Below are 20,338 nucleotides of genomic sequence, written 5' to 3' on the forward strand. Positions count from 1 at the left end.
CATGGACACGGCCCTCACCCGGCTCGTCGGGGTCCGTCATCCGATCGTCCAGACCGGTATGGGCTGGGTCGCCGGGCCCCGGCTGGTCTCCGCCACGGCCGACGCGGGCGCCCTCGGCGTCCTGGCCTCCGCGACCATGACCCTCGACCGGCTCCGCGAGGCGGTACGCGAGGTGAAGTCCCGTACGGACGCCCCCTTCGGGGTCAATCTGCGGGCCGACGCGGCGGATGCCGGTGACCGGGTGGCCGTGATGATCGAGGAGGGTGTGCGCGTCGCCTCCTTCGCCCTCGCGCCCTCTCGTGAGCTGATCGCCGGGCTGAAGGAGGCGGGTGTCGTCGTCATCCCGTCCGTGGGCGCCCGGCGGCATGCCGAGAAGGTGGCGGCGTGGGGTGCGGACGCGGTGATCGTGCAGGGCGGGGAGGGCGGCGGGCACACCGGGGAGGTGGCGACGACCGTGCTGTTGCCGCAGGTCGTGGACGCGGTGGACATCCCGGTGGTGGCGGCCGGCGGCTTCTTCGACGGGCGGGGGCTGATGGCGGCGCTGGCGTACGGCGCGGCGGGCGTGGCGATGGGGACACGGTTCCTGCTCACCTCGGACTCGACCGTGCCGGACGCGGTGAAGGCGCGCTATCTGGCGGCGACCGTCAAGGACGTGACCGTGACCCGGGCCGTCGACGGACTGCCCCACCGGATGCTGCGCACGGACCTGGTGACCGCGTTGGAGGACTCCGGCCGTGCGAGGAGGCTGCTGCACGCGGTCCGCCGCGCGACCGGCTTCCGGAAGCTCTCCGGGCTCTCCTGGCCCCGGCTCGTCCGCGACGGGCTCGCCATGAAGCACGGCAAGGAGCTGTCCTGGAGTCAGGTCCTGCTCGCCGCGAACACGCCCATGCTGCTCAGGTCGGCCATGGTGGACGGCCGTACGGACCTCGGTGTGATGGCCTCCGGGCAGGTCGCCGGGGTGATCGACGACCTGCCGTCGTGCGCGGAGCTGGTGGAGCGGATCATGAAGGAGGCCGAGGAGGTCAGAGAGCGGCTCGCGGGCGCGCACTGACCAAGCCGCTCACACCTCGTCGGCGACCGCGCCTCACAGCCTCTCGATGATCGTCACGTTCGCCTGGCCGCCGCCCTCGCACATCGTCTGGAGGCCGAAACGGCCCCCGGTGCGCTCCAGTTCGTGCAGCAGGGTCGTCATCAGCTTGGCTCCGGTGGCGCCCAGGGGGTGGCCGAGGGCGATGGCGCCGCCGTTGACGTTGACCTTGTCGGGGTCGGCGCCCGTCTCCTTCAGCCAGGCGAGGACGACGGGTGCGAAGGCCTCGTTGATCTCGACGAGGTCGATGGCGTCGAGGCCGAGACCGGTCTTCTTCAGGGCGTACGCCGTCGCCGGTATGGGGGCGGTGAGCATCCGGATGGGGTTCTCGCCGCGTACGGAGAGATGGTGCACGCGCGCGCGTGGGCGCAGCCCGTGTTCGCGTACCGCGCGTTCCGAGGCGAGCAGCAGGGCCGCCGCTCCGTCGGAGACCTGGGAGGAGCAGGCGGCGGTGACGGTGCCGCCGTCGATCACCGGCTTGAGCGCGGCCATCTTCTCCAGCGAGGTGTCCCGGCGGGGCCCCTCGTCGACGGTCACCTCCCCGTAGGGGACGGTCTCCCTCTCGAAGCGGCCCTCGTCGACGGCGCGTACGGCGCGCTGGTGGGAGCGCAGTGCGTACTCCTCCTGTTGACGCCTGCCGATGCCCCACTTGGCGGCGATCATCTCGGCGCCGGCGAACTGGTTGACGGGCCGGTCGCCGTATCGCGCGCGCCAGCCCTCGCTGCCGGCGAAGGGGCCCTCGGTGAGGCCGAGGGGGACGGCGGCCTGGCGGGAGGCGAAGGCGATGGGGACCATCGTCATGTTCTGGACGCCGCCCGCGACGACCAGGTCCTGGGTGCCGGAGAGGACGCCCTGCGCGGCGAAGTGCACGGCCTGCTGGGAGGAGCCGCACTGCCGGTCGACGGTGGTGCCCGGCACCTCCTCGGGCAGCCCGGCGGCCAGCCAGCTGGTCCGGGCGATGTCACCGGCCTGCGGTCCGACGGTGTCCAGACAGCCGAAGACGACGTCCTCCACGGCGGCCGGGTCGACACCCGCGCGCGTGACGAGTGCCTTGAGGACATGCGCGCCCAGGTCGGCCGGATGCACCGTGCCGAGCCCTCCCCCGCGCCGCCCCACGGGCGTACGGACCGCTTCGACGATATAGGCCTCGGCCATGGCGACTCCCTCTCGGCAAGGGTCCCTTCAACGGCTGAAGGGCACTTCGACGGCTATGTGCGTACGGCGATCCCGTCCAGCACCATCGACAGGTACTGCCGGGCGATCTCCTCGGGGCTGTGGTGTCCGCCGGGCCGGTACCAGGAGGCGGCGACCCAGACGGTGTCGCGGACGAAGCGGTAGGTGAGCCGCATGTCGAGGTCGTCCCGGAAGACCCGGGCCGCGACCCCGCGTTCCAGCGTGGACAGCCAGGCCTTCTCGAATCTGCGCTGCGACTCGACGAGGAACGCGAACCGCTCCTGCGCGACGAGTTGCTTGCTCTCCTTCTGGTAGATCGCGACGGCCGCGCGGTGCCGGTCGATCTCCCGGAACGACTCGGTGACCAGGGCGGCCAGCGTCTCGCGCGGGCTCAGCTCGGCGTCCAGGACGGCGTCGTAGCCGTTCCACAGCTCGTCGAGGAAGGTGCGCAGGATCTCCTCCAGCATCGACTCCTTGGAGTCGAAGTGGTAGTAGAGGCTGCCCGCGAGCATGCCCGCGTGGTCGGCGATCTTGCGTACGGTGGTGGCGTTGTAGCCCTGCTCGGCGAAGACCTCGGCGGCGGTGTCGAGGAGTTCGCGGCGGCGGGCGGGCGCGGCGGTCACCTGGGGCTTCTTCTTGGTCGGCACACGTCCATTGTGGGCTGCTCCGGTCGGCGGGGTGTGGGCTGGTCGGCAGGGGGGCGGCCTAGGGGTGCCGGCTGCTGACGGAGACGATCTCGCCCGTCATGTACGAGGAGTAGCCGGAGGCGAGGAAGACGATCACGTTGGCCACCTCCCAGGGTTCCGCGTACCGTCCGAAGGCCTCCCGCGCGGTCAGCTCCTCCAGCAGTTCGGGTGTGGTGACCTTCACCAGATGCGGATGCATGGCGAGGCTCGGCGAGACCGCGTTGACCCGCACCCCGTACTCGGCGGCCTCCAGCGCCGCGCACCTGGTCAGCGCCATCACCCCGGCCTTGGCCGCCGCGTAGTGCGCCTGCCCGGCCTGGGCCCGCCATCCGACGACGGAGGCGTTGTTGACGATCACCCCGCAATCGCCGCGACGCTCACGTTCTCTGCCGTCGTTCCCCTGCTCACGGCCGCCTCGCCACTGCTCACGGAAGAGCCGCAGTGCCGCCCGTATGCAGCGGAAGGTGCCGTTCAGCGTCACGTCCAGCACGCGTGACCACTGCTCGTCGCTCATGTCGACGAGGGTCGAAGTGCCGCCGAGCCCGGCGTTGTTGACGACTATGTCGAGTCGCCCGTGCTCCCGTACGGCGGCCTCGAACAGGGCGCGTACCTGTGCGTCGTCGGTCACGTCGCACGCCACCGCCCCGACCCGCCCGGCCCCGAACTCCTGGGTCAGCCGGTCCTCGTACTCCTTGAGCCTTCGGGCGTGGGCGTCGCTGACGATCACGCGGGCGCCCTCCTCCAGGAGGCGTCGCGCGGTCGCCCCGCCGATGCCCGCGCCGGCCGCCGCGGTGACGACGGCGGTGCGTCCGCGGAGCAGTCCGTGCCCGGGAACGTACGCCGGGGCCTCGACGTTCTTCATGACAGCACGCTAACCTACCAAACACTTGTTAGGGAAGGAGGGGTGGCCGTGGACCTGGCCCATTCCCCCGCCGACGAGGCCTTCCGCGCCGAGGCGCGCGCGTGGCTGCGCGCGCATGTGCCGCCCGAGCCGCTGCCCTCCCTGGAGACGGAGGAGGGCTTCGCCGCCCATCGCGCGTGGGAGGCCGAGCTGTGCGCGGACCGCTGGTCGGTGGTGAACTGGCCGACGGCGTACGGCGGCCGTGACGCGGGCCTCTTACGGTGGCTGATCTTCGAGGAGGAGTACTACGCGGCGGGCGCCCCGGGCCGCGTCAGTCAGAACGGCATCCATCTCCTCGCCCCGACACTCTTCGACCACGGCACGGAGGAGCAACGCGCGCGCGTGTTGCCGTCGATGGCCTCCGGCGAGGTCGTCTGGGCGCAGGCGTGGTCGGAGCCCGAGGCCGGGTCGGACCTGGCGTCGCTCACCTCCAGGGCCGTGCGCGCGGAAGGCGGCTGGCTGCTGAGCGGCCAGAAGACGTGGTCGTCGCGGGCGGCCTTCGCGGACCGGGCGTTCGGCCTGTTCCGCAGCGAGCCGGGCACCCCGAAGCCGCATCAGGGCCTGACCTATCTGATGTTCGACCTGCGCGCCCCGGGTGTGACGGTCCGCCCGATCGGCCGCCTCGACGGCAAGCCGGCCTTCGCGGAGCTGTTCCTCGACGAGGTGTTCGTCCCCGACGAGGACGTCATCGGCGCCCCCGGCCAGGGCTGGCGCATCGCCATGGCGACGGCGGGCAACGAACGCGGTCTGATGCTCCGCTCCCCCGGCCGCTTCCTGGCCTCGGCCGCCCGGCTCCACGACCTGTGGCACACGCGCGGGCGGCCGTCCGCCGAGCGCGCCCGAGTGGCCGACGCCCTGATCGGCGCCCGCGCCTATCAGTTGTTCACCTACGCCGCCGCCTCCCGCTTCCTCGACGGCACCCCCATCGGCCCGGAGTCCAGCCTGAACAAGCTCTTCTGGTCCGAGTACGACATCTCCCTGCACGAGACGGCCCTGGAACTGCTCGACGAGGAGGGCGAGCTGGCCGACACGGCATGGTCCGAGGGCTATGTCTTCTCCCTGGCGGGCCCCATCTACGCCGGTACGAACGAGATCCAGCGCGACATCGTCGCGGAACGGCTGCTGGGCCTGCCGAAGGGACGGCGCTGATGGATGACCTCAGCGACGGGCGCCACCCTCGCGGCCCGCACCGGGCGCTTCCGAAAGGGCATCGCTGATGCGTTTCCTCCTCGACACCGAGCAGCGGGCGTTCACGGAGTCGCTGGCGGCGCTGCTGGCGGCCTCGGACACCCCGGCGGTCGTACGGGACTGGGCGCGCGGCGAGCACAGGGCCGGGCGGGAGCTGTGGGCGCGGATCGGGCGGCTGGGCGTGTTCGGACTGGCCGTTCCGGAGGCGTACGAGGGTGTGGGACCCCTTCCCGTGGAGTTGGCCGCCGCCTTCGTGGAGCTGGGCAGACACGCGGTGCCGGGCCCCTTGGTGGAGACGGTCACGGCGACGGTCCTGCTGGCCGCCCTGGACGACCCGGCCCCGGCCAAGCGGCTCCTCCCGGCACTGGTGTCGGGCGAGGCCATGGCCACGGTCGCGGCGCCCTCAGCCTCGTACGCCCTGGACGGTGACGCGGCGACGACCCGCCTCTCGGTGACCGCCGCCGACGAGCTGCGGCTGTCCCCCGGCCACGGCCCGGTCCGCCCCTCCCTGGACCCGGCCCGTCGGCTGACCCCTCTCGCCTCCGGCGGCGAGGTGCTCTCCGCGCGCCCGCCCCTCCCCCACGCCCTCCTCTGGGCCCGTCTCGCGGTCGCCGCCCAGGCGCTCGGCGTGGGGCTCGCCCTGCTGGACCGGACGGTGGCGTATGTGAGGCAGCGGTCCCAGTTCGGGGTGCCCATAGGCTCGTTCCAGGCGGTGAAGCACCGGCTGGCCGATGCGAAGGTGGCCCTGGAGTTCGCGCGTCCGCTGGTCTTCGGAGCGGCGGTCACGATGGGCCCGGCGGATGTGGCGGCGGCCAAGGTCACGGCCTGCGAGGCGGCGTACACCACCGCCCGTACGGCGCTCCAACTGCACGGGGCGATCGGCTACACCGCCGAGTACGACCTGTCGTTGTGGCTGACCAAGGCCCGCGCGCTCAGGACGGCCTGGGGCAGCCCGGCGGAGTGCAGGGACGAAGTGCTGGGTGCCCGGCGGGCGTTGGGCACCCAGGACCCGGAGCCGCTCACCGGCGGTGATCTCAGTGGTGGTGATCGCTGCTCGTGAGTTCCCGGTACTCCTCCACCGTCGGCTTCGGGATGTGCGTCCCCGGCCCGAACATGGCCCGGGCGAGCCGGGCGCGCACCCGGTCGACGGCCCTGACCCGGCGCCGTACACCGCCCGCGTCGACGACCGGCCCGATCTCGTACGGCGGCGGCTGCTCATGCTGGGTGAGTGTGAACAACCGCCCCTGGGAGAGCGGTTCGTGGACCTCGACGTACTCGCCGTGCGGCAGCCGTTTGACGATGCCGGTCTCACGGCCGTGCAGCACATTGTCGCGGTCCCTCCGCTGCAACCCCAGACAGATCCTCTTCGTGACGACGAAGGCGAGGACGGGCACGACGAAGAAGCCGATGCGGACGAACCAGGTGATGGCGTTGATGGACAGATGCAGATGGGTGGCGACGATGTCGTTGCCGCCGCCGATCAGCAGGACACCGTAGAGGCTCAGCCAGGCGACGCCGAGGGCGGTGCGGACGGGGACGTTCCGGGGCCGGTCGAGTATGTGGTGCTCGCGCTTGTCGCCGGTGATCCAGCCTTCGACGAACGGGTAGGCGCCGATGGCCAGCAGGATCAGTGGGAAGAGGGTGAAGGGGATGAGGACGCCGAGGACGAGCGTGTGTCCGAAGGCGTTGATCTCCCATCCCGGCATCACCCGGATCAGGCCCTCGGAGAAGCCGAGATACCAGTCGGGTTGGGCGCCTGTGGTGACGAGATCGGGGCGGTAGGGCCCGAAGGCCCACACCGGGTTGATGGTCGCGATCGCGCCCATGAACGTCAGCACACCGAAGACGAGGAAGAAGAAGCCGCCGGCCTTCGCCATGTAGACCGGCATGAAGGGCATGCCGACGACGGACTTCTGGTCCCTTCCGGGCCCGGGGTACTGGGTGTGCTTGTGGTGGAAGACGAGGATCAGATGGGCGACGACGAGCCCCAGCATGATCCCGGGCAGCAGCAGCACATGGATCGGGAAGAGCCGCGAGATGATGTCGTGCCCCGGGAACTCCCCGCCGAACAGGAAGAACGACAGATACGTCCCCACGACCGGGAGGGACAGGATGGCGCCCTGGGTGAAGCGGATGCCGGTGCCGGAGAGCAGGTCGTCCGGGAGCGAGTAGCCGGTCAGACCGGTGAGGATGCCGAGGAACAGCAGCGTCCAGCCGAACAGCCAGTTCATCTCGCGGGGCTTGCGGAAGGCGCCGGTGAAGAACACCCGCATCATGTGGACCAGCATCCCGGCGACGAAGACCAGTGCCGCCCAGTGATGGATCTGCCGGATCAGCAGACCGCCGCGTACGTCGAAGCTGATCTCCAGTGTGGACTCGTAGGCCCGGGTCATGAGGACGCCGTTGAGGGGCTCGTACGTGCCGTTGTACTCGACTTCCACGCCGCTCGGCTCGAAGAACAGCGTCAGATAGACCCCGGTGAGGATCAGCACGAGGAAGCTGTAGAGACAGACCTCGCCGAGCATGAAGGACCAGTGGTCCGGAAACACCTTGCGCAGATTGGCCTTGGCGATGCCGTAGATCCCGAGCCGCCCGTCGGCCCAGTCCGCGACGCGCTCCCCCTTGCCCGGCGGGGCGCCCCTCCCCCGACCGCCCGTCGCAGTTCCCCTCGCACCACCGCCGTCCGACTTGCCCGCCCGCACGCCGTCCATGCGCAGCCCTCCCCTCGGCTCGTCCCAGAGTGGCACGCACACCCCGCGCTGTAAATGGGGAACACTCCCCACTTACGCCACTCCGCTTCCACGCCTTACTCGACGAACCCGAGCGCGCGGATGTGACATGCAACGGATGGGAGATGCCATGGGTGGGACATGCCGATACGGCATCCCTGCGACCGGTTACCCGACGATCCCCAGGGCCCTCGCCTCGACCAGCCACTTCGGGAACTCCCCCAACAACCGGTCGTACAGCTCCCCGTCCGACAGGGCCCCCGGACGCGAACCGGCGTGAAAGAACCCGGCGTTGTCGACGACCCGCTTGCCCGGCACGGCCAGCTCGTCCAGCCGCCGGAGGAAGTCGAACTGCCTGCTGTCCGGATCACCGAAGCCGATGAACTGCCAGAAGAGGGGGAGACGGGCGGACTTGCACACATACCGCTCCGCGGCGAACTTGCTGGTCGGCCCGCCGTCCGTCTGGAACACGACGAACGCCGGGTCCTCGGCGCCGCAGCCGAGATAGTGGTCGATGACGGCGTCCATGGCCAGGTGGTAGTTGGTCTTCCCCATGTGGCCGAGCCCCGCCACGATCCGCTCGATCCTCCCCCGGTGATCGGCGAGACCGATCTCCGTCACCGCGTCGACCCCGGTGGAGAAGAAGACGACCGGCACACTCCCGTCGTCGTCGAGTTGCGCGGACAGCCCGAGCACGCGGTCCGCGAGGGCCTGCACACTACCGTCCTTGTAGTACGGCCGCATGGAACCGCTGTGGTCGACCACGAGATAGACGGCGGCCCGCTGCCCCTTGAGCCCGTGCTTGTCGAGGGAGACCCCGGCGGCCTTGTAGAGGTCCACGAGCGCGGGGGCCGTCTCCCTCACCTTGCTGAGGCTGATCGCGGACATAGGGGTGCCCTCCTGCCGTACGGGGAGAATTCGACGAGGGCCCGAGACTACGGGCTCACGGGGTCGCCCGTGACGGGATTGCCTCTGCCGTGCTCCCCGAAGACCTCCCCCTCCCCACCCGTCCCTGATCGTTCGCTATTTTGTTCGCCGCCGTCCTCACCGGCTCGTCATCAGTCCCGCACCGCACATGGCACATACAAGGAGCCGGCAGTGGAACCCGAGTCCCCCTCGCATCCCGAGCCCACCGTCACGACCTGCTACCGCCACCCGAAGGTGGAGTCGTACGTCCGCTGCACGCGCTGTGACCGGTTCATCTGCCCCGACTGCATGCATGACGCGGCGGTGGGCCACCAGTGCCCGGAGTGCGTGAAGGAGGGCGCGCGGACGGTCCGCCAGGCCCGTACGGCGTTCGGCGGCCGTATCTCGGCCGTGCCGGTGGTGACGTACGCACTGATCGCCCTCAACGTCCTCGTCTACGTGGCCGAACTCGTCCGCCCGGCGATCGTGGACGAGTTCGCGATGCTGGGCCGGGGGCTGGTCGGCCCGGACGGTATCCACTACGTCTGGCAGGCGGTCCACCCGTCCGGCTTCCAGCCCGAGGGCGTCGCGGAGGGCGAGTGGTACCGCCTCCTGACCGGCGCGTTCCTCCATCTCCCACCCACGGAGGGCACGTTCGGCATCCTCCACATCGTGATGAACATGGTCACGCTGTGGAACGTCGGCCGGGCCGTGGAGGCCCAACTCGGCCGATCCCGCTATCTGGCGCTCTACCTGCTCTCCGCCCTCGGCGGCTCGGTCCTCGTCCTCCTCCTCGCCCCGGACGCCGGCACGGTGGGCGCCTCCGGCGCGATCTTCGGCGTCTGCACGGCGTACTACGTCCTCGCCCGCCGCCTCGGCGCCGACCCCGCCGGCATCAACCGCTTCATGGCCGGCCTCCTGATCTGGCTGGTCATCTCGGCGGTCGCCACGTCCTGGCAGGGCCACCTGGGCGGACTCCTGACGGGCGGCACGGTGGCGCTGGCCTTCGCGTACGCCCCGAGGGACCGGCAGAGGACCCTGATCCAGGCGGGGGCGTGCGTGGTGATGCTGGCGCTGTTGGTGGTGCTGGCGGTGGGGAAGGTGGCGTCGATGACGGGCTGAGGGCCTGCCGCGGACACCGCAGGCGCCGCCGAACACGCCCCGAACATGCGGCGGCGCCTGCCCAGTCGTCCGGTCGGGGACTGGCGGGCAGGCGCCGTCAATGTTCCGTACGCCGTTGTACGGGACGTTCATGGGGCGACCGTCAGGTCACCGGTGTTTTTCTGATCGTCAGACCATCAGCGAACGGTCCGTGGGCCGGATCGGTGCCGGAAGGTCGCTCGCGCCCGTCAGGAAGCGGTCGCAGCCGCGTGCCGCGGAGCGGCCCTCGGCGATCGCCCAGACGATCAGGGACTGGCCGCGGCCGGCGTCACCGGCGACGAAGACACCCGGAACGTTGGTCTGGAAGTCGGCGTCGCGGGCGATGTTGCCGCGCTCGTCCAGCTCCAGGCCGAACTGCTCGACCAGGCCGTTCTCCCGGTCGGTGCCGGTGAAGCCCATCGCCAGGGTGACCAGCTGGGCCGGGATCTTGCGCTCCGTGCCCGGCTTCTGCGTCAGCTTGCCCTCGATGAACTCGACCTCGACGAGGTGCAGCCACTGGACGTTGCCGTCCTCGTCGCCCTCGAAGTGGGTGGTGGAGACGGAGTAGACCCGCTCGCCGCCCTCCTCGTGCGCGGAGGTGACCTTGTAGAGCATCGGGAAGGTCGGCCACGGCTGGTGCGGGGCACGGTCCTCGCCCGGCTTCGGCATGATCTCCAGCTGGGTCACGGAGGCCGCGCCCTGGCGGTGGGCGGTGCCCACGCAGTCGGCGCCCGTGTCACCGCCACCGATGACGACGACGTGCTTGCCCTCGGCCGAGATCGGGGAGGTGACGTAGTCGCCCTCCTGGACCTTGTTGGCCAGCGGCAGGTACTCCATCGCCTGGTAGACGCCCTTCAGCTCCCGCCCGGGGACGGGGAGATCACGGGCGGTGGTCGCACCGGCGGCGATCACGACGGCGTCGTACCGCTTCCTCAGGTCCGTCGCCTTGAGGTCGCGGCCGATCTCGATGCCCGTACGGAAGCGGGTGCCCTCCGCGCGCATCTGCTCGATACGGCGGTTGATGTGCCGCTTCTCCATCTTGAACTCGGGGATGCCGTACCGGAGCAGACCGCCGATGCGGTCCGCGCGCTCGTAGACGGCGACCGTGTGGCCGGCCCGCGTCAGCTGCTGGGCGGCCGCGAGGCCCGCCGGGCCGGAGCCGATGACCGCGACCGTCTTGCCGGACAGCCGCTCGGGGGCCTGGGGCGCGACATCGCCGCTGTCCCATGCCTTGTCGATGATCGAGACCTCGACGTTCTTGATGGTGACGGCCGGCTGGTTGATGCCGAGGACGCAGGCCGACTCGCACGGGGCGGGGCACAGACGGCCGGTGAACTCCGGGAAGTTGTTGGTGGCGTGCAGGCGCTCGCTCGCCGCCCCCCAGTCCTCGCGGTAGGCGTAGTCGTTCCACTCGGGGATGAGGTTCCCGAGCGGACAGCCGTTGTGGCAGAACGGGATGCCGCAGTCCATGCAGCGGGACGCCTGCTTGGAGATGATCGGCAGCAGCGAGCCCGGAACGTAGACCTCGTTCCAGTCCTTCAGCCGTACGTCGACGGGGCGGGACTTGGCGACCTCGCGGCCGTGGTTCAAGAAGCCCTTCGGGTCAGCCATTGATCGCCGCCTCCATCATCTTCTCGTGGGTCTCGGTCTCGGAGAGACCGTCTCGCTCGGCGGCGTCCTTGGCGGCGAGCACTGCCTTGTACGTGCTGGGGATGATCTTGCTGAAGCGGGCCACGGACGCGTCCCAGTCGGCGAGCAGCTTCTCGGCGACCGTGGAGCCGGTCTCCTCGGCGTGCCGACGCACCACGTCGTGCAGCCACTGCTTGTCGGAGTCGTCCAGCGCCTCCACGGCACCGACGTTGCCGACGTTCACGTTGTCGCGGTTCAGATCGATCACGTACGCGACACCGCCCGACATACCGGCCGCGAAGTTGCGGCCCGTCTCGCCGAGGACGACCGCGTAACCGCCGGTCATGTACTCGCAGCCGTGGTCGCCCACGCCCTCGGAGACCACCAGGGCCCCGGAGTTACGGACACAGAACCGCTCACCCGTACGACCGCGGAGGAACAGCTCACCGCCGGTCGCGCCGTACGCGATCGTGTTGCCCGCGATCGTCGAGTACTCGGCGAGGTGGTCGGCGCCCCGGTCCGGGCGGACGATGACACGGCCGCCGGAGAGGCCCTTGCCGACGTAGTCGTTGGCGTCGCCCTCAAGGCGCAGCGTGACGCCGCGCGGGAGGAAGGCGCCGAAGGACTGGCCCGCCGAGCCGGTGAAGGTGATGTCGATGGTGTCGTCGGGCAGACCCGCGCCGCCGAACTTCTTCGTCACCTCGTGGCCGAGCATGGTGCCGACCGTGCGGTTGATGTTGCGGACCTTGACCTGGGCGCGGACCGGCTGGGCGTCGGTGGCGTCCGAGGCGGCGAGGGCATCGGCGGCGAGCTTGATCAGCTCGTTGTCGAGGGCCTTCGCCAGACCGTGGTCCTGCTCGATGATCTGGTGGCGCACCGCGCCCTCGGGCAGCGCGGGTACGTGGAACAGCGGGGCCAGGTCCAGGCCCTGCGCCTTCCAGTGGTCGACCGCGCGGGTCACGTCGAGCGCCTCGGCGTGGCCGACGGCCTCCTCGATGGAGCGGAAACCCAGCTCCGCCAGCAGCTCGCGGACCTCTTCGGCGATGAACCGGAAGAAGTTCACGACGTACTCGGCCTTGCCGGAGAACCGGTCGCGCAGGACCGGGTTCTGCGTGGCGATACCGACCGGGCAGGTGTCCAGGTGGCAGACGCGCATCATGACGCAGCCGGAGACAACCAGCGGCGCGGTCGCGAAGCCGAACTCCTCGGCGCCGAGCAGCGCGGCGATGACCACGTCACGGCCGGTCTTGAGCTGGCCGTCGGTCTGGACGACGATGCGGTCGCGCAGGCCGTTGAGCAGCAGGGTCTGCTGGGTCTCGGCGAGGCCCAGCTCCCAGGGACCACCGGCGTGCTTCAGCGAGGTGAGCGGGGAAGCGCCCGTGCCACCGTCGTGGCCGGAGATGAGGACGACGTCCGCGTGGGCCTTGGAGACGCCCGCGGCGACGGTGCCGACGCCGACCTCGGAGACCAGCTTGACGTGAATCCGCGCCTGCGGGTTCGCGTTCTTCAGGTCGTGGATCAGCTGGGCCAGGTCCTCGATGGAGTAGATGTCGTGGTGCGGCGGCGGGGAGATCAGGCCCACGCCCGGCGTCGAGTGACGCGTCTTGGCGACCCACGGGTACACCTTGTGGCCGGGCAGCTGACCGCCCTCACCGGGCTTGGCGCCCTGGGCCATCTTGATCTGGATGTCGTCCGCGTTGACGAGGTACTCGCTCGTCACACCGAAGCGGCCGGAGGCGACCTGCTTGATCGACGAACGCCGCGCCGGGTCGTACAGACGCTCGGGGTCCTCGCCGCCCTCACCGGTGTTGGACTTGCCGCCCAGCTGGTTCATGGCGATGGCGAGCGTCTCGTGCGCCTCGCGGGAGATCGAGCCGTACGACATGGCGCCGGTCGAGAACCGCTTGACGATCTCGGAGACCGGCTCGACCTCGTCGATGGAGATCGACGGACGGTCACTCCTGAAGCCGAAGAGGCCGCGCAGCGTCATCAGGCGCTCGGACTGCTCGTTCACGCGCCCGGTGTACTGCTTGAAGATGTCGTAGCGGGCGGTGCGCGTCGAGTGCTGGAGGCGGAAGACCGTCTCCGGGTCGAACAGGTGCGGCTCGCCCTCGCGGCGCCACTGGTACTCGCCGCCGATCTCCAGGGCGCGGTGGGCCGGCGCGATGCCGGACGCCGGGTACGCCTTGGCGTGGCGGGCGGCGACCTCCTGGGCGATGACGTCGATGCCGACGCCGCCGATCTTGGTGGCCGTGCCGTTGAAGTACTTCTCGACGAAGTCGTCCGCGAGACCGACGGCCTCGAAGACCTGGGCGCCGCGGTAGGAGGCGACCGTGGAGATGCCCATCTTGGACATCACCTTCAGGACGCCCTTGCCGAGGGCGTAGATCAGGTTGCGGATCGCCTGCTCGGCCTCGATACCGGAGAGGAACGTTCCGGCGCGGACGAGGTCCTCGACGGTCTCCATCGCCAGGTAGGGGTTGACGGCGGCGGCGCCGTAGCCGATGAGCAGGGCGACGTGGTGGACCTCGCGGACGTCACCGGCCTCGACCAGCAGGCCCACGTGGGTGCGCTGCTTGGTGCGGATGAGGTGGTGGTGGACGGCCGCGGTGAGCAGCAGCGACGGGATCGGCGCGTGCTCGGCGTCCGAGTGCCGGTCGGACAGGACGATCAGCCGGGCGCCGTTGTCGATGGCCGCGTCGGCCTCGGCGCAGATCTCCTCGATCCGCGCGGCCAGCGCCTCGCCGCCACCGCTGACCCGGTACAGACCGGACAGGGTCGCGGCCTTCATACCAGGCATGTCGCCGTCGGCGTTGATGTGGATGAGCTTGGCCAGCTCGTCGTTGTCGATCACCGGGAAGGGCAGGGTGACGCTGCGGCACGACGCGGCGGTCGGCTCCAGCAGGTTGCCCTGCGGGCCCAGCGAGGAGCGCAGCGAGGTGACCAGCTCTTCACGGATGGCGTCCAGCGGCGGGTTGGTGACCTGCGCGAACAGCTGGGTGAAGTAGTCGAACAGCAGCCGGGGGCGCGAGGAGAGCGCGGCGATCGGCGAGTCCGTACCCATCGAACCGATCGGCTCGGCGGCGGCCTTCGCCATCGGGGCGAGGATGACGCGCAGCTCCTCCTCGGTGTAACCGAAGGTCTGCTGGCGGCGGGTGACCGAGGCGTGGGTGTGCACGATGTGCTCACGCTCGGGCAGGTCGGAGAGCTCGATCTCCCCGGCCTCCAGCCACTCCGCGTACGGCTGCTCGGCGGCGAGGGCGGCCTTGATCTCGTCGTCCTCGATGATGCGGTGCTCGACGGTGTCGACGAGGAACATCCGGCCCGGCTGCAGCCGGCCCTTGCGGACGACCTTGGAGGGCTCGATGTCGAGGACGCCGACCTCGGAGCCGAGGACGACGAGGCCGTCGTCGGTGACCCAGTAGCGGCCGGGGCGCAGACCGTTGCGGTCGAGAACGGCGCCGACCTGCTTGCCGTCGGTGAAGGTGACACAGGCCGGGCCGTCCCAGGGCTCCATCATCGTGGAGTGGTACTGGTAGAACGCGCGTCGGGCTGTGTCCTTGAGGTTCATGGAGTCGTGGTTCTCCCACGCCTCCGGGATCATCATCAGCACGGAGTGCGGAAGCGAACGGCCGCCCAGGTGGAGCAGTTCCAGGACCTCGTCGAAGGAGGCGGAGTCGGAGGCGTCCGGCGTACAGATCGGGAAGATCCGCTCCAGCTTGTCCTGCTCACCGAACAGATCGGAGACCAGCTGGGACTCACGGGCGCGCATCCAGTTGCGGTTGCCCATGACCGTGTTGATCTCGCCGTTGTGCGCGACGAAGCGGTACGGGTGCGCGAGCGGCCACGACGGGAAGGTGTTCGTGGAGAACCGGGAGTGCACGAGCGCGATCGCGGAGGCGAAGCGGCGGTCGGACAGGTCCGGGAAGAAGGGCTCCAGCTGGCCGGTGGTCAGCATGCCCTTGTAGACGATGGTCCGCGCGGACAGCGAGGGGAAGTAGACGTCGACCTCGCGCTCGGCGCGCTTGCGCAGCACGAAGGTCTTGCGGTCGAGGTCGATGCCCGCGACGGACGCGGCGGCGCCGTCGCTGACGAAGATCTGCCGGAAGACGGGCATCGTCGAGCGGGCGGTGGCGCCGAGCAGTTCGGGGGCGACGGGCACCTCGCGCCAGCCGAGGACGGTCAGGCCCTCCTCGTCGGCGATGGCCTCGATACGGGCGGCAGCCTCGTCGGAGCCATCCTCGGGCAGGAAGGCGATACCGACGGCGTACGAGCCGGCCTCGGGCAGCTCAAATCCGGCCACCTCACGGAAGAACGCGTCCGGTACCTGGGAGAGGATGCCGGCGCCGTCACCCGAGTCGGGCTCGGAGCCGGTGGCACCTCGGTGCTCCAGGTTGCGCAGAACCGTGAGCGCCTGTTCGACCAGCGTATGGCTCGCCTCGCCGGTGAGGGTGGCCACAAAGCCGACGCCACAGGCGTCGCGCTCGTTGCGCGGGTCGTACATACCCTGCGCAGCAGGGCGAGCATCCATGAACGACCAGTTCTGGCCATTCGCGGAATGCTGGGACGGCTGGCGCGGCGTACGCATCGGCTCTCCCGTCGTCGTCATCTGGCTGGAGGTTCCTCCCAGGCCCTCAAGGGCTCTGGGGGAGCAAATTGCCGAGGGACGACGCTGGCCCTCTGCGTAAAGTGCAAAATTTCGTGCAGGTTACATGATGGAGCGATTCTCGGGAAGTGGATAAATCGTTCCAACATGCGGGACGCCGCGAGCGCGGAGCGGGTGCTGCGCACGGCGGCGGAAGTAAGTGGAGTCAGCCGGACAGATCCATGTCCATCGACTCGGACGCAGGGGGCGGCATCGCCCACTACTGGAGGTACTGCTGGAAGGTGCGGCGCGGGCGTCATTGCCAGCGGCGCTTACGGCTCATGCCCAGCGGTTAAGCATTCGAAACCGCGCAGTAACGACTACTTATGCAGTCCCTTGCATAGGTAGCGATCCGATTCATCATACGGCCGCGCCGAACAGGTTGCCCAGGGCGTACGTCACACCCGCGGCGGCCCCTCCGAGGGCCAGCTGACGCAGCCCGCTGAACCACCAACTCCGCGCCGTCACCCGGGCCACCACCGCGCCGCACACGAAGAGCCCGACGAGCGCGACCAGCACGGCGGCCCACAGCGCACTCGCACCGAACAGATAAGGGAGTACGGGCAGCAGGGCACCCAGCGCGAAGGACCCGAAGCTGGACACGGCGGCGACCGTGGGCGACGGCAGATCACCGGGGTCGACCCCCAGCTCCTCCCGCGCATGGATCTCCAACGCCTGCTCGGGATCGTGCGAGAGCTGCCGCGCGACCTCACGGGCGAGCTTCGGCTCGACACCACGCGCCCGGTACAGCGCGGCCAGCTCCTTCTCCTCGTCCTTCGGATGCTTGCGCAACTCCCGCCGCTCGACATCCAGTTCGGCCTGGACGAGTTCGCGCTGCGAGGCGACGGAGGTGTACTCACCGGCCGCCATGGAGAAGGCGCCGGCCGCGAGTCCCGCCAGCCCGGCGACGACGACCGCCTGCCGCCCCTCGGAGCCCCCCGCCACACCGGTCATCAGCGCCAGGTTGGACACGAGCCCGTCCATCGCCCCGAACACCGCGGGCCGCAACCAGCCCCCGCTCACATCCCGGTGGGTGTGATTGTCACGGTGCGCCGCATGCAGCCGAGCTTCGAAATCGATGATCGCCATATCTCGAACGTACGCTCGGGAAATCGCTTCTGCCAGCAAGGAAGGCCGCACTTACCCGCGCGCGCACACCGGGCGGCCGAAGGCACCGCGATCCGGCCCGCGACTGTTCGAGGAAACGATCGCGCTCATTCGTACAGGACACCGCACAGATGTCGACCGGGTGATACGAACGCATTCCGGCAGCCGGTGAGGCACCCGATGTGGCAGAGATCTTCAAGAACAGATCTTGAGACAAGAACAAGTCTTGAGAGCGGATCAACTGCCCACAGGGCCGGACTGCCCCTCCGGGCCGACCGCCCCCACCGGGCCAGACTGCCCATTGGGCCAGAGAGGCACCGTATGCCTTCCATCGCCTGCGTTCCGTCACTACCGGCGGAGGGGGACGCCACCGATCTCCGCGAGCGGGCGCGCGGAGCCATGCTGGGGCTCGCCGTGGGGGACGCGCTCGGGGCGCCCGCCGAGAACATGAAGCCCTCCGAGATCCGCGCGCGCTGGGGGCGCATCACCGGTTATGTCGCCGAGAACCCCTGCGGCACGGATGACACCGAGTACGCCATCTTCTCCGGGCTGCTGCTGGCCCGGCACGGCTCGGCGCTCACGGTCACACATGTGGAGACGGCCTGGCACCAGTGGATCGCGGACCGCGACGAGGGCCCGTTCCGGGGCGCCGGTTTCAGCGAACGCGGCACCCTGGAGAACCTTCGCCGGGGCCTCGCCGCCCCCATCTCAGCCCAGCACCGCCACGCCTGGAGCGACGGCCTGGCCATGCGCGCGGCCCCCTTCGGCGTCTTCGCGGCCGGCCGCCCGGCGGAGGCCGCGCGCCTCGTGGCCATCGACGGCTCGGTCAGCCATGAGGGCGAGGGCATCTACGGCGGCCAGGCGGTCGCGGCCGGAGTGGCGGCGGCCATGGCGGGCGCCCCGACCATCGCCGTGGTCGCCTCGGCCCTCGCCGTCGTCCCGGACGACTCCTGGACGGCCCGCTCCCTCCGCCGCGCGGTGGCCGTCGCCCACCGGGGCGAACGGGCGGTCCGCTCGGCCGTGGTCATCGGCGGCTACCCCTGGACCGACCTCGCCCCCGAGGCGGTGGCCCTCGCCTTCGGCGCCTACGCGGCGGCCGACGGCGACTTCACCGAGTCGGTCCTCACGGCGGTGAACATGGGCCGCGACGCCGACACGACCGCGGCGGTCGCCGGCGCCCTGGCCGGGGCGACCCGGGGCACCACCGCGATCCCTCCCGAGTGGGCCACCGCCATCGGCCCGGCGCGCGGCACCTGCCTCCCCTCCATGGCCGGCCATCACGTACTGGACGTGGCAGAGCTCCTGGTCCCGAACGAGGGCGGCAAGTGGGCCCCGAGCACCCACCCCTCGCCCCCGGACGCCTGGCCCCCACCGGACCCGAGCGCCCTGACCCTGGCCCCCGACACCAACCTCGCCCTGCCGAGGGACAACCACGCGGAGAACCCATCATGACCCCGCCCACCCCTTGGGACGAGACGCCTCCGGCCGCGTTGCCGGCGCCCCCGGCCGCGTTGCCGACGGCACAGCCCGAAGAACGGACGCACACGACGCCGGGGACGGCCGCAGCCACGGTCACCATGCCCCCAGGCGCCGCCGAAGTCCCGGTCACCGCACCCACAGTCATGGCCGAACTCGCAGTCGCCGCACCGGCGATCGCCCCCGAGCCCACGGTCGCCTCACCCGCAGTCACCGCCGAACTCACAGTCGCCGTACCGACAATCGCCCCCGAGCCCGCAGTCGCCCCATCCACCATCACCCCCGAGCCCGCAGTCACCGCCGAACTCGCAGTCGCCCCGCCCGCAGTCACCCCGCCCTCAACCGCCCCTGAACCCTCACTCGCCCCACCCCCCGTCATCCCGGACCCCACCCCCGAACCCGCGGTCGCCGACGGCGAGGTTCCCCCACAGGGGCCACCCGCGCCCGACGACGAGAGTCGCACGGGCGGTGCGGGTGGGAAACCGGAAGCCGATGGCGCAGCCGAGGCGAGCCCGAAGGCCGATGGCGCAGCCGAGGCCAAGGCCCGCCACCCCCGCCGCATCGAGGGCCTCCTGCTGGGCCTGGCCGCAGGCGACGCCGCCGGTTGGCCCGCCGCCCGCCACCGCGCCGCCCGCATGCCGGAGTGGACCCGCCGCCTCACCCGCGAGCTGGACACCTTCGCCGAGCAGAACGCGACCACCACCCTCCCCGTCCCCATCGCCCTCAACCAACCCCCCGAGCCCCTACGCCTCGGCCCCTCCGACGACGCGGAGTGGGCGGCCTTCGCCGCAGAGGCCGTACTGCGCGCCTCGGACACCGCCGCCCTCGGCGACCTGAGCGTGGAGCGCCGCACCCGAGCCTCGATCGACCTCTCCTGGAACGCCGTGGCCAGCGAGATCGCCGCCGCCGCGGAACGCGCCCCCGAGGTCGAGTCCGCCGTACTCCCCCTGCGCGCCCGTATCTCCGTACGCGCCGGCCTGGGCAACCTCGCCACCGGTCTGCGCCCACCCGCCACCGGCCACGACAACCCGCACTACTTCGACGACGCGGCCTGCGTACGCGCCTGCGTCCTGGCGGTCGCCCACCCCGGCGACCCCCAACGCGCCGCCGACCTGGCCGAGTTCGACGCCCGCTACACCCAGGACGGCGACGGAGTGCACGGCGCCCGAGCGATGGCGGCGGCGATCGCACTCGCCCTGACGGGCGCGAACGTCGACGACTGCGCGGCGGCAGCCCTCGCCGAACTCCCCGAGGAGACGGAGATCGGCCGCAACGCCCGCCACGCCCTCGACCTCGCCCAACGCCACAAAAAAGAAGGAACATTCGCTCTGGTCCCCCTCCTGGAGCACCAGATCGTCGACCACGTCTACAGCTACGGCATCGCCGCCGCCGATACCGTCCCCGTGGCGCTCGCCCTCGCCACCGCCGCGCGCGGCCGTATCGCCGAGGCGGTCCCGGCGGCCGCCTGCCTCTCCCGCGTCGCCGACTCCGCGCCCGCCCTCGCCGGCGCCCTGACCGGCGCGCTCAGCGGCGGCACCGCCATCCCCGACGCCTGGCGCGACGCCTGCCGCACCCTCTCCGGCTGCGCCCTCCCCCGCCTCACCGGTACGGATCTCGTACACCTCGCCGAACTTCTCGCAGCCACGGAACTGGCAGTCCCAGGAGGATGAT

14 protein-coding genes are annotated in these 20,338 nt (G+C 70.7%); 6 read left to right on the plus strand and 8 right to left on the minus strand.

Translation table 11 applies throughout. The features are described 5' to 3' along the window. Position 1: 1 nt before the first annotated feature. Positions 2-1,051 (plus strand): NAD(P)H-dependent flavin oxidoreductase, encoded by a 1,050-nt coding sequence (locus tag ACWD4G_RS17300; RefSeq protein ID WP_451294127.1) that lies wholly within the window; start codon positions 2-4, stop codon positions 1,049-1,051. Positions 1,052-1,084: 33 nt separating this feature from the next. On the opposite strand, the gene ACWD4G_RS17305 is transcribed toward ACWD4G_RS17300, so the two are convergent. The 3 genes from ACWD4G_RS17305 to ACWD4G_RS17315 are packed head-to-tail and all read right to left on the minus strand — an operon-like array spanning position 1,085 to position 3,808. Then, positions 1,085-2,242 (minus strand): acetyl-CoA C-acetyltransferase, encoded by a 1,158-nt coding sequence (locus tag ACWD4G_RS17305; RefSeq protein ID WP_451294129.1) that lies wholly within the window; start codon positions 2,240-2,242, stop codon positions 1,085-1,087. 53 nt (positions 2,243-2,295) lie between these two features. Next, the gene (locus tag ACWD4G_RS17310; protein WP_451294131.1) at positions 2,296-2,907 is read right to left on the minus strand and encodes a TetR/AcrR family transcriptional regulator; all 612 of its coding nucleotides are present in this window, start codon (positions 2,905-2,907) and stop codon (positions 2,296-2,298) included. Positions 2,908-2,965: 58 nt separating this feature from the next. Further along, positions 2,966-3,808, minus strand: a complete 843-nt coding sequence (locus ACWD4G_RS17315; RefSeq protein WP_451294133.1) for an SDR family oxidoreductase — start codon at positions 3,806-3,808, stop codon at positions 2,966-2,968. A 48-nt stretch (positions 3,809-3,856) separates the two neighbouring features. Here ACWD4G_RS17315 and ACWD4G_RS17320 point away from each other — a divergent pair, with 48 nt between their 5' ends. Both ACWD4G_RS17320 and ACWD4G_RS17325 read left to right on the plus strand, forming a co-directional pair. Continuing rightward, positions 3,857-4,996 (plus strand): acyl-CoA dehydrogenase family protein, encoded by a 1,140-nt coding sequence (locus ACWD4G_RS17320; RefSeq protein ID WP_451294135.1) that lies wholly within the window; start codon positions 3,857-3,859, stop codon positions 4,994-4,996. 67 nt (positions 4,997-5,063) lie between these two features. After that, positions 5,064-6,095: an acyl-CoA dehydrogenase family protein gene (locus tag ACWD4G_RS17325; protein ID WP_451294137.1), complete on the plus strand. Its 1,032-nt coding sequence runs from the start codon at positions 5,064-5,066 to the stop codon at positions 6,093-6,095. On the opposite strand, the gene qcrB is transcribed toward ACWD4G_RS17325, so the two are convergent. Further along, positions 6,070-7,746 carry a cytochrome bc1 complex cytochrome b subunit gene (gene qcrB / locus ACWD4G_RS17330; protein WP_451294139.1) on the minus strand — a complete coding sequence of 559 codons (1,677 nt, stop codon included), beginning with the start codon at positions 7,744-7,746 and terminating at the stop codon, positions 6,070-6,072. The two genes, ACWD4G_RS17325 and qcrB, sit on opposite strands and share 26 nt — an antisense overlap. Before the next feature lie 186 nt (positions 7,747-7,932). Next, on the minus strand, positions 7,933-8,652 hold the full coding sequence (locus ACWD4G_RS17335; protein ID WP_451294141.1) for a vWA domain-containing protein: 720 nt from the start codon (positions 8,650-8,652) through the stop codon (positions 7,933-7,935). 210 nt (positions 8,653-8,862) lie between these two features. Between ACWD4G_RS17335 and ACWD4G_RS17340 the strand changes: the two genes are divergently transcribed. Further along, positions 8,863-9,792 carry a rhomboid family intramembrane serine protease gene (locus ACWD4G_RS17340; RefSeq protein WP_451294143.1) on the plus strand — a complete coding sequence of 310 codons (930 nt, stop codon included), beginning with the start codon at positions 8,863-8,865 and terminating at the stop codon, positions 9,790-9,792. Positions 9,793-9,960: 168 nt separating this feature from the next. Here the strand turns inward: ACWD4G_RS17340 and ACWD4G_RS17345 are convergent, their stop codons facing one another. From ACWD4G_RS17345 to ACWD4G_RS17355, 3 genes are all read right to left on the minus strand, one after another. After that, positions 9,961-11,421, minus strand: coding sequence for a glutamate synthase subunit beta (locus ACWD4G_RS17345; protein WP_451294145.1), 1,461 nt, complete (start codon positions 11,419-11,421; stop codon positions 9,961-9,963). Then, positions 11,414-16,027 (minus strand): glutamate synthase large subunit, encoded by a 4,614-nt coding sequence (gltB, locus tag ACWD4G_RS17350; protein WP_451294410.1) that lies wholly within the window; start codon positions 16,025-16,027, stop codon positions 11,414-11,416. Before gltB ends, ACWD4G_RS17345 begins: the two co-directional genes overlap by 8 nt. A 417-nt stretch (positions 16,028-16,444) precedes the next feature. Beyond that, positions 16,445-17,173, minus strand: coding sequence for a VIT1/CCC1 transporter family protein (locus ACWD4G_RS17355; protein WP_451294147.1), 729 nt, complete (start codon positions 17,171-17,173; stop codon positions 16,445-16,447). Positions 17,174-17,512: 339 nt separating this feature from the next. Here ACWD4G_RS17355 and ACWD4G_RS17360 point away from each other — a divergent pair, with 339 nt between their 5' ends. Together ACWD4G_RS17360 and ACWD4G_RS17365 are read left to right on the plus strand one after the other, a co-directional pair. Then, positions 17,513-18,643, plus strand: coding sequence for an ADP-ribosylglycohydrolase family protein (locus ACWD4G_RS17360; protein WP_451294149.1), 1,131 nt, complete (start codon positions 17,513-17,515; stop codon positions 18,641-18,643). A gap of 584 nt (positions 18,644-19,227) precedes the next feature. After that, the gene (locus ACWD4G_RS17365) at positions 19,228-20,337 is read left to right on the plus strand and encodes an ADP-ribosylglycohydrolase family protein (RefSeq protein WP_451294412.1); all 1,110 of its coding nucleotides are present in this window, start codon (positions 19,228-19,230) and stop codon (positions 20,335-20,337) included. Position 20,338 lies beyond the last annotated feature (1 nt).

The sequence above is a fragment of the Streptomyces sp. NPDC002643 genome (assembly GCF_053592555.1).